Below are 12,304 nucleotides of genomic sequence, written 5' to 3'. Positions count from 1 at the left end.
GTACGAAGTTACAATCTTGCCTGACTGGAAGAGCGCAGGAGGCGATCAAAGGTCCGTCAACTTAGCCTTTCTGTGACGCTTCTGCCACGAGCAGATAAGCCTGTTGCCGCCTCTTCCGCCTTGGTGGGCAACCGGCGTCTGTATGGAGACGAGGACTTGTCCAGTTGGCGTTCATTCGCCATGCCCGAGAACTAGGGACCAATATCGAAGCCATTTGGGCGCTCCTGACGTCGCAGGATAATCCCAGCGCGATAGTTGGTGACCAACGCAGTTGTCGGGAAAAGCTTCCAACACATAGTTCACCTGCCGAGAACTCGGGAGCAGCTCAAGCATCCAGCTCGGGCGCACAAATTAGAGCGAAGAGATAGGATCTAGGCGTAATCGTTCTCAACCCACCGGGTGGACCGACTCAGCGTCCCGCAGGTACCTGCGTCGCTTGGATTGGCAGCAATGATGCTGGCTGTGCGAGGGACGCGCGGCGTCTTGTCGAACAGCTCCCAGCAGCGGAAGTGGCCCCCGGTGTAGCCGGCAAGTTCGACGAGGAAACCCCTCGACGCCGATCTTCAGCACCAGCTTCATCTGTGGTCGACGCTGACGAACGGCACGATGTTGAGATTGGGGATCATTTTTTGTGGTCCTTGCCGGCGTTCCGTTCAGTCCTTGCGATGCGCGTTGTGCGTCTTCATCATGACGGCAAGCGCTGGGTCTTCTTGTTCCAACGCGCCGATCGCGCCAGCCGTGTCGTAGAGGCGTTCATCTTGTCCCATCTTGAACTTGGCCTCGAGGCGTTCGATCGGCAGGTCGAAGCTGATAATGTGAGGGATGCGCCGCTCCATGCCGCCGGGGCCGAGTTCGCGCATGCGCCAGCGGTCAGGGCGATCCTTTTCCAGGACGTCGACCAGTTGCAGCAGATGCCGGGCGGTGCCGTGATCGTCGAGCGGCACGGGATGACCATGGCAATGCACAACGGCGAAATTCCAGGTCGGGGCGCTGTCGCGCACCGGATTGCGGGGATACCAGGAGGACGAGATGTAGCCATGCGGTCCCTGAAAGATCGCGACCGTCTCCCGGCCCTGCGCAATCAGTGCGCTGTGCGGGTTCTGCCTGGCGAGATGCGAGACCAGCGTGCCGTTCGAGCCACGCGCCCGGTCAAGCACGAAGGGCAGATGGGAGACCGCAAGCCCCTGTGGGCCTGATGTCACCACCGTGGCGAAGGCTGCGATCTCGATCAGGCCGAATACGTCGTCACGCGACAGCGGTTCATATTCCGGCTTGCTGTACATGGTTGTCAGCTCCCGGCGATCAGCTTCGCTGGACGCGAACGGCCGGGATCAGCCCTTGCGGGCGCAGCAGCAGTACGGCGATGACGCCCGACAGCACGATGGCGTCGCGATAGGGTGCGACCGCCGCCGGCAGGGTCGCCTGCAATAACACCTCAATGATGCCGAGCAGGAAGCCGCCGGCGACAGCACCCGGCAGGCTGCCCAGACCACCAACGACGGCGGCGATGAAGGCTTTCAGCACCGGTGTGAAACCCATCAGCGGATCGACGGAGGCGCGCTGCGCCACCCACAGCATGGCCGCCAGGCCGGCAAGCAGGCCGGAGAGCAGGAAAGCGGTGGCGATGATGCGGCTGGCCGGAATGCCCATCAGGCGCACGACATTGAAATCCTCGGCAGCGGCTCGCATCGCCGTGCCCGTAACCGAACGGCGCAAGAAGACTTCCAGCGCAACCAGAGCCAGAGCGGAAACGACGATCGAGATGCTGGGGCCGACGCCGATGGTGAAATCACCGAAGGAGAAAGCGCCGGTCATCCAGCCGGGCATGGCGACCGCCTGTGGCCGGGCGGAAATGCCATTCTGGAAGACGACTTTCAAAAGGCTGGACACGGCGAAGCTGGTCAGGAGCAAGCTGGTGACGCTGGCGCCACGCATCGGCCTGAAGGCGACGCGCTCCATGGCGACGGCGGCAAGCGCGCCACAGGAAACAGCGACAAGCACGGCCACTGGGAAAGGAAGGCCGAAGACCAGCGCGGCCAGCAGCGCATAGCCCGACAGGGTCATCAGCTCGCCATGGGCGAAGTTGATGAGGCCGACGATGGAAAAGACGATTGCCAACCCCAGCGCCAACAGCGCATAGACGCCGCCGAGGCTGACCGCATTGATGATCTGCTGCGCGACCATGCTCTAGGCTCCCAGATAGGCCTGGCGGACGAGGTCCGAAGAGGCGAGTTCTTTTGCCGTGCCCGACAGCACCACCTCGCCATTAGCGAGCACGACGGCGCGATCGGCGATTTCGAGCGCCAGCGCCACATTCTGCTCGACCAGAAGGATGGTCAGGCCCTTGCGGCGCAGCTCGGCGATCAGGTCGAAAACGGTATCGATCAGTTGCGGGGCAAGGCCGAGCGACGGCTCGTCAAGCAGGATCATGCGCGGCTTGCCCATCAACGCGCGGGCGATGGCCAGCATCTGCTGCTCGCCGCCCGAGAGATTACCGCCTTTGACGCGATGATAGCGGCGCAGGATCGGGAACAGTTGCAGCATCTCCTCCTCGCGCATCCGCGCCTCGGCCGCGGGCTGGTGCACTGCGCCGCCGAGGCGCAGATTGTCTGCCACCGTCAGGCTGGCGAAGATGCGGCGGCCTTCGGGTACCAGCGCGACGCCCTTGCGGGCGATCGCCTCCGGCGCCAGGCCGGTGATGGCGGCACCATCGAAAACCACCTTGCCGGACGCCGCCGGCACCAGCCCGGCGATGGCGCCGAGCGTCGAGCTCTTGCCGGCGCCATTAGCGCCGACCAGTGCGATGATCTCGCCGCTGTCGACGGTGAGGTCGACACGGCGTACCGCCTCGACTTCTCCGTAGCGGATCTTGAGGGCTTCGACGCTCAGCATGACATCACGGCGCGGGAACGTCGGCGGCCTCGGGGATCAGCGTTTCGACATGCTTGCCCTCGCCGCCTTCGTAGCGCATCAGCGCCACGGGTCGTAGCGGCATGCGGTTGGTGCCGGCATAGGTGATCTTGCCGGTGATGCCTTCGAAATCCTTGAGATTGGCGATGGCGTCCCGGATCGCCTTGGGATCGTCCGAACCGGCGGTCTTGACCGCCTGATCGAGGATGAGGCCGATCTCGTAGCCATTCACCTCATAGGTCGATTCCGGCGCATGGCCGGCAAATTTGGTGAAGGCGGCATTGAAGGCCTCGAGCTTGCTGCCCGGCTCGGCATAGCCCGCTGCGGTGTAGACGACGCCATCGACCAGCTTGCCCAGAGCCTTGATGGTCGGCGTGCCGATGGCATCGGCGCCGTAGACCGGGATGGTCACGCCCGCACCGCGCAATTGCTGGATGAAGGCCGGGAAATCAGGCTCGTAGGCCGCCGTCATGATCACGTCCGGCTTGTCGGCCAGGCCCTTGATGTTGGTGATCTCGGCGGAGAAGTCGGGCTGGCCCATGGTGAAGGTGCCGCGGCCGACAATGGCGCCGCCCTTCTTCTCGAACACCTTGCCGAAATATTCCGGTAGGTTGGCGGTGTAGGTGGAATCCGGCGAGGTCAGCAGGAACACCTTCTTCTTGCCTTCGGAGACGGCGAAGTCGGCAACCGCCGTGGCCTGCACATTGTCGGCCGGATAGGTGCCGAACATGACGTCGCCGACCGCGCCTGTCAGCACCGGGGCTGAGCCGCACAGCGTCAATGTCGGAATGCCGAGCGGCTGGGTGAGTTGGCCGGCGGAAATCGAGGGATCGGCGTCGCATGGCGTGATCATGAACCTGGCGCCGGCGTCGATCAGCTCCTGGGCGACGGTGGCGGTCTGCGCGGTGTCGGAGCGGGTGTCCTTGATCATCAGCTTGACGGCATATTTGCCGCCGAGGCCGCCCTTGGCGTTGAGTTCGTCGAGCGACATGCGCAGACCGGCAAGAGCCGGCTGGTCGTAGGGAGCAAGGCCGCCAGTCTGGGCGGTCGCCGCGCCGATGATGATCTCCTCGGCAGAGGCTGTCGAGACGGCGGCAATCGTGGCGCCAAACACCGCCGCGCGGAGGGCGGCGAGATGAAGGCGATAGAGGCTTGGCATGTCGGTTCTCCTTCTGGATTCTTATCGTTGGTTGTCGTGATCTATGCGGTCTTGTCTTCAGTCGTAGGGTGCGCGGCCTTGGCGCGTGCCGTGCGGCTGCCGAGATAGGCGGCGACGACGGCCGGGTTGTTCTGGACATCGGCAGGGGTGCCGTCGGCGATGACGCGGCCGTGGTCGATGACGACGATGCGCTCGCAGAGGTTCATCACCAGCCGCATGTCGTGCTCGATGAGCACGACGCCGATGCGGCGCTCGGCACGCACCGCCGACAGGATGGAGACAAGCTCCGCGGTTTCGACCGCGTTCATGCCGGCTGCTGGCTCGTCGAGAAGCAGGAAGCGCGGCTTCAGCGCCAGGGCGCGTGCCACTTCCAGTCGCCGGCGCTGGCCATAGGCGAGCCGGGCCGCCGGCTGGTCCGCGAACTTGACGAGACCCATGCGGGACAGTTCGCGCATCGCCGCTGCCTCGGCGTGGGCGAGATCGGGTTCGACCTGGCGCGCCGCGACCACAACGTTCTCCAGCACGGTCATGTTCGGGAAGACGCGGATGTTCTGGAAGGTGCGGGCGATGCCTGACCGGGCAAAGCGGAACGCCGAGGCCTGCCGCTGCACGCCGCCGACGGACACGGTGCCCGCGCTTGGCTGGACATCGCCGGCCAGCATGTTGAGCAGGGTCGTCTTGCCGGCACCGTTGGGGCCGATAATGCCTGATATGCTGTCGGTCTCGAAGCTCAAGCTGACGTCGTCCACCGCGACGACACCGGCATAGCGGCGTGACAGATGGTCGGCCACCAGCCGATCCGCGCCAACCTGCTGCGGCAGGGCGGCTGAAACCATTTCGGGCGCCCGCCCGGGCCGGCGCAAGAGATTGAGCTCGCGCTCGCCGAAAAGGCCGGTCGGCCGGCGCCAGATGACGAGGATCATGGCGATGGCGAGCACGCCCTGGGTCAGGCCGAACAGGACCGGCAAATGCAGGCCGAGCACTTCGCCGCCGCCTTCGAAGCGGCGCACGAGCTCGATCACGACGATGGTGACGATGACGCCGGCGAAGGCGCCGAGCGAGGACGTCATGCCGCCGACGATCAGCATGGCGAGCATGGTGAAGCCGAGATCGAAATAGAAATCGCGCGGCGAGAAGGCGCCAAGGAACTGCGCCATCATCGCGCCGGCGGCCATGGCCGCGACCACGCCCGCCACCCAGGCGGCGAGCCGCGCCATGCGCTGGTCGACGCCAACAGCGGCTGCACCGCGCTCGTCATTGGCGGCGGCGCGGCTGGCAAGGCCGAAGGAGGTTTCGCGAAACAGTCTCGCCGCTATCAGCGCCACGGAAGCGACGGCTGCGGCCGTCCACAGCCCAACCTCGCGCGGCACGCCGTAAAAGGGTTGGCTGCCACGGGTGATTTCGCGCCCGGCGACCAGTAGCGTGTAGACGATGATCAGCATGGCGAGCGTCGCGATCGAGGCGCTCGACCCTGTCAGCCTCAGCAGCGGGGTGCCGGTCAACAGGCCGACGATGACCGCGAGGACAAGGACGACGGCCAGTGCTGCAAAAAACGAAAGTTCATGCCCGGCAAGGAATTGCGGCAAATCGCGCAGCGCCGTTCGCTGCAGGGCGGCGGGCATGGTGAGAATGCCGGTTGCGTAGGCGCCCAGACCGACAAAGGCGGCCTGGCCAAAGGAGACGATGCCGCTGTTGCCGGAGAATATCTGCAGGCCAAGAACCGCGGTCAGCATGATCGCGGCGTAGGTGACGACGCGTTGCATGGCGACACCGCCGAAGAAGAAGGCGGCAAGCGCCACCAGCAGCAGCACGGCCATCATGCACAAGGCGTCAGCCGTGGCGTTGCGGAACGCGGCCGGCATGAAGCCGCGCGGCTTGCTCTTGGTCATTGCCGCGGACACCATCACGCGGCCTGGAAGCGGCTGGGCGAAAACGGTGCTAGGATCGGCTGCGCGCCCTCGGTGACGAGTTTCGCGATTGCCTCGCCCACGGCCGGCCCGGTCTTGAAACCGTGGCCGGAAGAACCGGCCGAAACGACCAGCCCTTCGACATCAGGCATGGCGCCGATGACGGGCAGATCGTCAGGGCTCATGTCGTAGAGCCCGGCATAGCCCCGGCGGATGCCAAGCTCGGTCATGGCGGGCACGCGGGTGGCGAAGGTCTCCAGGATTTCGACCGATTCAGACTCTTCGACACCTTCCATATAGGTGTCTGGATTCTCGACGAAACGCGGACGGCCGGCGTGTTCGTGGCGCAGGCCGGTGCCGCCACCGGCCCAGGTGCCGGCCAGAATGACGCCGTCATTATCGGGCCGCGCATAGTTGCAGGAAATGTCGTCGCACCAGGCGAAAGGCATGACCTTGCGGGCCTGGCCTGCCGCATCGAGCACGGCCATCGGATGACGCTCGATATGCAGCGGCAGGTCAAGGTTCACCGTCGCCAGCAGGCGGCATGTCCATGGCCCGGCGGCCAGCACGACCGTATCGGCCTCCATCACCGTCCCATCGGTCAAGGTGACGCCGGTGATGCGGTCGCTCTGCCGGCGAAGACTTTCGACAAGCGTGTTCTGCATGATTTTCGCGCCGTTTGCGCGGGCGGCCCGGGCGATGGCGTTGGTGGCGCCGAAGGCATCGGCATAGCCATATTCGGGCTCCCAGAGCGCCAGAGCGACATTGTCCAGCGCAAAGCCAGGTGCCGCATCGGCGAAAGCCTGTGGCGACAAGGCCTCTATCCGCGCGCCCTCGCCGCGGATGCGCTCGGCTGCCGCCTTCCAGCTTACCTCATTGTCGTTGCCGCAGACCCACATCATGCCGATCTCAGTCACAAAGGGTCCTTCACCGGCAATTTCCGGCAGCGACACTAATATCTCGCGGCCGCGAATGGACAGTTGCGACAGTTCGGGCATCAGGTAGAAGGCATGCAGCAGCGCCGATGACTTGCCCGACGGCCCGCCGGCGGGATGGGTCTGCTCGACCAGCGTGACGCTCGCACCGGCCTTGGCCAGATGATAGGCGGTGCTCGATCCAACAATACCCGCACCGACGACGATGACGTCGCTTCCATTCCGCATGGCTGTTCCCCACAGTCTCTTGGCTGCTTTCAATCAAGCTAAGGCTACTCTTCCAGCTATGTCAACATCTCTTCATTGTTGACCAGAATTAAAATCCCTGTAATAAACTCGACACAACGAGGCTGAGAGCCCAACACGCATTTTCGGGGAGGCCAATGGCGATACGCGATGCTCTGATGCGCGGGGATCTGGCGCTGACGCCGTCGGAAGAGAAGATCGTCCGGCTACTGTTGACGGACTATCCGACCTCAGGCCTCGGCACCGCCTCGTCGCTTGCCCGGCGCGCCGGTGTCAGCGATCCGACGGTGATCCGGCTGGTGGTCAAGCTCGGCTATGAGGGGTTTCCGGATTTCCAGGCAAAGCTGCTGGCCGAGGTCGAGGCCAGGCTGCATTCGCCGTTGTTGATGATGGAGGCCAAGCGGCAGAGCGGCTCCAGCAACAGCGCCGTGCTTGCCTATCTCGATTCCGTCACCACAGCCCTGCAGAAAGCCACCGCCGCGACGCCGGTCCAGACCTACGAGCGGGCCGCTCGCCTGCTTATGGAGGCCAAGGGCGAGATCGTGCTGGTCGGTGGCCGGTTCAGCCGCCACATCGCCGGCATGCTCGCGGGGTACCTCGTGCAGTTCCGTTCTGGGGTCCGCGATCTCGGCGTGCTCTCGCCGCAGACATTCGACACGCTGGCCGATCTCGGCCGCCGCGACGTGCTGGTCGTGTTCGACTACCGCCGCTACCAGCTCGACGTGATGGCCTATGCAAGGCAGGCGGCCGCGCTCGACGTGCATATCCTGCTTTTCACCGACCAATGGCTGTCGCCCATCGCCGATCTTGCCGAAGTCACCATCGTCAGCCCGCTCGAAGTCGCGTCGCCCTATGACACGCTGGCGCCGGCGATCGCGCAGATGGAAGCGCTGACCGCCCACATCGTTTCGACACTGGGCGACGAGGCCCGCGCCCGCATCGAGAAGATCGAGAACGTGCGCCACGCCAATGCGGTGACGCTCGACAACGACCCGCAAGAGAATGGCGCACGCCATATATCCGGACCCCGCAAGACACCCGGCCCTAAATCAGCAAAGCAGGACGACAAAGCATGAGCCAAGCCCTACCCAAGCGAGACGAAGCCTTCCGCGCCGGCGAGACGGCATTGCTGCTCGTCGACATGCAGCGCATCTGGCTGGAACCGGGCGCCGATCCCTCGCATCCGGAGCGCGGGCCCGACCACTATTTCTATCGCACGACGTCGTCGCAGACGATTCCCAACCAGGAGCGCCTGCTGGCGGCGGCGCGTGCCAATGGCGTCGAGGTGCTGCACACCATCATCCAGAGCCTGACCGAAGACGGACGCGACCGCTCGCTCGACCACAAGCTGACGCCGATCCATGTCGCGCCCAGCCTTCCCGGGGGCCTGCCTGTGCCATCGCTGGTGCCGGTCGGCGACGAGATCATGCTGCCCAAGACCTCTTCCGGCATCTTCAACTCGACCAATATCGACTATCTGCTGAAGAATCTCGGCATCCGTTACCTCGTCGTGGTCGGCGTGCTGACTGACCAATGCGTCGACATGACGGTACGCGACGGCGCCGACCGTGGCTATCTCGTCACCTGCGTGTCGGATGCCTGCGCCACCGTCACCCAGGAGCGCCACGACATCGCTCTGAAGGCTTTCGGCGGCTATTGCTGGGTCGCCGACACCGACACCGTCGTCGCCCGCTTCAACGCCCTGGGAAAATCGGCATGACATCGACCGTCGAGCCCCTCGTTGCCGTCGTCACCACGGATCTCTCCGCCATCACGCGGGGCCGCTTCGTTGTCGAAAGCAGGTTGCAGAAAACCGCCGCCACCGGCGTCGGCTGGCTGCAGGCCAATCTGTCGATGACGCCATTCAACTCCATCGTCGACCCCAACCCCTGGGGCTCGTCCGGCGACCTGCGGCTCATCCCTGATCTCAAGGCACGCTTCCGCACCGCACGGACCGGAACGGCGACGCCCTTCGATATGGTGGCCGGCGACATCGTTGAGCTCGACGGCAGCCCCTGGCTCGGCTGCACGCGCACCATGCTCAGGGATGCGCTGGCGGAGCTGAAGGCGGTAACCGGCCTTTCCGTCATCGCCGCCTTCGAACATGAGTTCCACATTGCCGACGGCAGCTTCGCGCCGGCGCATTCGATGTCTTTCGCCGCGCTGCGCCGCACCGACCCCTTCGCTCCCAATCTGATGGCCGCACTTGAGGAAGCGGGTGTCGGACCCGAAGTGGTCATCGCCGAGTTCGGCAATGAACAATTCGAAGTGACGCATGAGCCGGCCGATGCGCTGACGGCGGCCGACCGCGCCGTCGCCATCCGCGAGATCACATGCGAAGTGGCGCGCAATGCTGGTTGGCGCGCGAGCTTCGCGCCTAAGGTCGCGCCCAATGCCGTCGGCAATGGCGTGCACATCCATTTCAGCTTTGTCGATGAGACCGGCAGGCCGGCGACCTACGACGCGGCGCGGCCCGGCGGCCTCTCGGCCAAGGCCGGCGCGTTCTGTGCCGGCGTGCTGCGCCACCTGCCAGCGGTCACCGCCATGACGGCTTCAAGCGTGTCGTCCTTCTATCGGCTGAAGCCGCACAGCTGGAGTTCGTCTTACACATGGCTCGCCGACCGCGACCGCGAAGCGTCGCTGCGCATCTGTCCAACCGTGACGATCGCTGGACGCGATCCGGCGCGGCAATACAATGTCGAATACCGGGCAGCCGACGCCACCGGCAATCCCTATCTGTCGCTGGCGGCGATCATCCGCGCAGGTCTGGAGGGGCTGAAGGCTGACCTGCCATCGCCGCCGCTGGTCACCGGCGACCCAACGCTGATGAGTGACGAAGAGCGGGCAAAGCTTGGTCTGGTGCGGTTGCCGGAAACCTTGCCGGCGGCGCTGGACACGCTTCTTGCCGACAAGACCGTTACGGGGTGGTTCGCGCCGATCTTCATCGAGACCTTCGTCGGGCTGAAGCGATATGAGGCGGAGCGTCTGGCCGGCCTCGATCCGGCTGCCATCTGCGATCTCTACCGGACGCTCTATTGATGACTGCGCAGAGTGAAAAAGACTGGCCCGACGCGGTCGAGGTTCTCAACGAGCACGGGCGCTCCGAAATCGTCCTGCTGTGCGAGCACGCGTCGAACCACATGCCGGCGGAGTATGGTCGGCTCGGGCTTGACGCCAGCCATCTGCAGCGCCACATCGCCTGGGACATCGGCGCCGCAGAGGTGTCGCGCCTCTTGTCGGCACGGCTCGATGCGCCAGCCTTCCTCAGCGGCTATTCCCGGCTGCTGATCGATCTCAACCGGCCACTGGGCAGTCCCGGCAGCATCCCCGTGCTGTCTGAAGACACCGAGATTCCCGGCAATGTCGGCATAGACGAGGCGGAGCGGAACCGGCGCGCGGGAATCATGTTTTCGCCGTTCCATGAGCGGGTGGCCGCGCATCTCGATCGCCGGATCGCAGAGGGCCGGACGACGCAGATCGTCACGATCCACTCCTTCACGCCAGTCTTCCTAGGGGTGGCCAGGCCGTGGCATGCGGGCGTGCTGCATAAGCATGCGACCGACCTCGCCGCAGCGATCCTTTCGGGCCTGCGCGCCGATGCGGCGCTCAACGTCGAAGCCAACGTACCCTATGTGATCAGCCGCGACGCCGACTACGCCGTGCCCATCCATGGCGATGATCGCGGCATACCTGCCGTCCTCGTCGAGATAAGGCAGGACCTGCTGGCAAGCCGGTCCGGTATCGAGGAATGGGCGGACAGGCTGGCGGCCGCGCTGCCGGCGCATGAGACGGAGGCGATCCGGTGAGCAATCTCAGCCTGCGCGAACGCGACGCCGCGACCATAGCGCAGATCGGCAAGCTGCGCTTCTCGCCGCTCAGCGTAGTCGGCGGCAAGGGCAACCGGCTTATCGAGGAAGGCGGCCGTTCGCTGCTCGACCTGTCGGGATCGGCTGGCCCGGCGGTGCTCGGCTACGGCCACCCGGCGATCGTCGAGGCGGTCGAAGCCTCGATCTGCGATATGGCGGGCGCGAGCCTGCTGCTCTATCCGAATGAGCCTGCCGTCTCGCTGGCGGAACGGCTGCTCGCGATCACGCCCGGAGACGGCGAGCGGCGCGTCTGGTTCGGCCATTCCGGATCCGACGCCAATGACTGCGCGGTGCGTGTGCTGCAGGCAGCCACCGGCCGCTCGCGTTTCATTTCCTTCATCGGGTCCTATCACGGCAACCTGTCAGGCTCGATAGGGATTTCCGGGCATACCGCGATGACCCATACTCTGCCGCGGACGGGCGTGGTGCTGCTGCCCTACCCCGATCCGTTCCGGCCGAATTTCAGCGGCGAGGACGTGCTTGCCTTGCTCGACTACCAGTTCGAGACTACCTGCCCGCCACATCAAGTCGCAGCGGTGTTCATCGAGCCATTGATGTCGGATGGCGGGCTGATCGTGCCGCCGCCGGGCTTCCTGAGGGCGCTGCAGAAGCGCTGCCGCAAGCACGGCATCAAAATAGTCGTCGACGAGGTCAAGGTCGGGCTCGCCCGCAGCGGCATGATGCACTGCTTCCAGCACGAGGGGCTGACGCCGGACCTCGTCGTGTTCGGCAAGGGCATTGGTGGCGGGCTGCCATTGTCGGCCGTTGTCGGGCCGAAGGAAATCATGGATCATGCGCCGGCCTTCGCCTTGCAGACGACCGCCGGCAATCCGGTCGCGACATCGGCCGGCAACGCGGTGCTGAAGACAATCGAGAGCGAAGGTCTCGTCGGACGTTCGGCGCGGATCGGGACGTTGTTCTCCGACGCACTGCGAGCGCTCGGTGAAAAACACGAGATCGTCGGCGACGTGCGCGGGCGCGGGCTGGCGATCGGCGTCGACCTGGTCAAGGACCGCGCGACACGCTGGCCTGTCCCTGCCACGACCACGGCCAAGATCATCTATCGCGGCTATGAGCTGGGCGCCGCCTTCACCTATGTCGGGCTGAAGGCCAATGTGCTGGAATTCATGCCGCCGCTGACACTGACCGAAGACGAAGTGGCCGAGGGCGCTGATATCGTCGACCAGGCGATCGCCGATGTCATGGCCGGCAAGGTCGCCGATGCGGACGTAGCGGCATTCACGATGTGGTGAAAGGCGGCAGCTCCGGTTCCAGCGCCAT

11 protein-coding genes and 2 pseudogenes are annotated in these 12,304 nt (G+C 65.0%); 6 read left to right on the top strand and 7 right to left on the bottom strand.

Features of this window, described 5'->3' with window-relative positions; all coding sequences use genetic code 11:
* Window positions 1-102: 102 nt before the first annotated feature.
* Window positions 103-245: pseudogene (locus tag AC4FWB_RS16430) on the top strand (MerR family transcriptional regulator); the annotation flags it as partial.
* 177 nt (window positions 246-422) lie between these two features.
* On the opposite strand, the pseudogene AC4FWB_RS16425 reads toward AC4FWB_RS16430, so the two are convergent.
* From AC4FWB_RS16425 to AC4FWB_RS16395, 7 genes and pseudogenes are all read right to left on the bottom strand, one after another.
* Window positions 423-626 (bottom strand): annotated as a pseudogene (locus AC4FWB_RS16425) (ornithine cyclodeaminase); the annotation flags it as partial.
* 27 nt (window positions 627-653) lie between these two features.
* Window positions 654-1,283 (bottom strand): FMN-binding negative transcriptional regulator, encoded by a 630-nt coding sequence (locus AC4FWB_RS16420; protein WP_491027261.1) that lies wholly within the window; start codon window positions 1,281-1,283, stop codon window positions 654-656.
* A gap of 19 nt (window positions 1,284-1,302) precedes the next feature.
* Entirely contained in the window at window positions 1,303-2,184 is an 882-nt protein-coding gene (locus AC4FWB_RS16415; protein WP_491027260.1) for a branched-chain amino acid ABC transporter permease, read from the bottom strand.
* A gap of 3 nt (window positions 2,185-2,187) precedes the next feature.
* Complete coding sequence (locus tag AC4FWB_RS16410; RefSeq protein ID WP_491027259.1) at window positions 2,188-2,892, bottom strand: ABC transporter ATP-binding protein; 705 nt, start codon at window positions 2,890-2,892, stop codon at window positions 2,188-2,190.
* A gap of 4 nt (window positions 2,893-2,896) precedes the next feature.
* Entirely contained in the window at window positions 2,897-4,069 is a 1,173-nt protein-coding gene (locus AC4FWB_RS16405; RefSeq protein ID WP_491027258.1) for an ABC transporter substrate-binding protein, read from the bottom strand.
* A gap of 41 nt (window positions 4,070-4,110) precedes the next feature.
* Window positions 4,111-5,958: a branched-chain amino acid ABC transporter ATP-binding protein/permease gene (locus AC4FWB_RS16400; RefSeq protein ID WP_491027257.1), complete on the bottom strand. Its 1,848-nt coding sequence runs from the start codon at window positions 5,956-5,958 to the stop codon at window positions 4,111-4,113.
* A 14-nt stretch (window positions 5,959-5,972) separates the two neighbouring features.
* Entirely contained in the window at window positions 5,973-7,139 is a 1,167-nt protein-coding gene (locus AC4FWB_RS16395; RefSeq protein WP_491027256.1) for an NAD(P)/FAD-dependent oxidoreductase, read from the bottom strand.
* A 155-nt stretch (window positions 7,140-7,294) separates the two neighbouring features.
* Here AC4FWB_RS16395 and AC4FWB_RS16390 point away from each other — a divergent pair, with 155 nt between their 5' ends.
* Genes AC4FWB_RS16390 through AC4FWB_RS16370 form a run of 5 tightly spaced genes read left to right on the top strand, consistent with a single transcriptional unit; the run spans window position 7,295 to window position 12,276 of the window.
* Window positions 7,295-8,233 (top strand): MurR/RpiR family transcriptional regulator, encoded by a 939-nt coding sequence (locus AC4FWB_RS16390; RefSeq protein WP_491027255.1) that lies wholly within the window; start codon window positions 7,295-7,297, stop codon window positions 8,231-8,233.
* Window positions 8,230-8,877: a cysteine hydrolase family protein gene (locus AC4FWB_RS16385; RefSeq protein ID WP_491027254.1), complete on the top strand. Its 648-nt coding sequence runs from the start codon at window positions 8,230-8,232 to the stop codon at window positions 8,875-8,877. The genes AC4FWB_RS16390 and AC4FWB_RS16385 overlap by 4 nt, the downstream gene beginning before the upstream one ends.
* Window positions 8,874-10,196, top strand: coding sequence for a type I glutamate--ammonia ligase (locus AC4FWB_RS16380; protein WP_491027253.1), 1,323 nt, complete (start codon window positions 8,874-8,876; stop codon window positions 10,194-10,196). The genes AC4FWB_RS16385 and AC4FWB_RS16380 overlap by 4 nt, the downstream gene beginning before the upstream one ends.
* Window positions 10,196-10,963 carry an N-formylglutamate amidohydrolase gene (locus tag AC4FWB_RS16375; protein ID WP_491027252.1) on the top strand — a complete coding sequence of 256 codons (768 nt, stop codon included), beginning with the start codon at window positions 10,196-10,198 and terminating at the stop codon, window positions 10,961-10,963. Before AC4FWB_RS16380 ends, AC4FWB_RS16375 begins: the two co-directional genes overlap by 1 nt.
* Window positions 10,960-12,276 carry an aspartate aminotransferase family protein gene (locus AC4FWB_RS16370; protein ID WP_491027251.1) on the top strand — a complete coding sequence of 439 codons (1,317 nt, stop codon included), beginning with the start codon at window positions 10,960-10,962 and terminating at the stop codon, window positions 12,274-12,276. Before AC4FWB_RS16375 ends, AC4FWB_RS16370 begins: the two co-directional genes overlap by 4 nt.
* The last annotated feature ends 28 nt before the right edge of the window (window positions 12,277-12,304 follow it).

It is taken from the genome of Mesorhizobium sp. LEGMi-168a, from assembly GCF_058312955.1.
The sequence above is the reverse complement of the archived record's forward strand: the minus strand, read 5'-3'. Positions and strand labels throughout refer to the sequence as shown.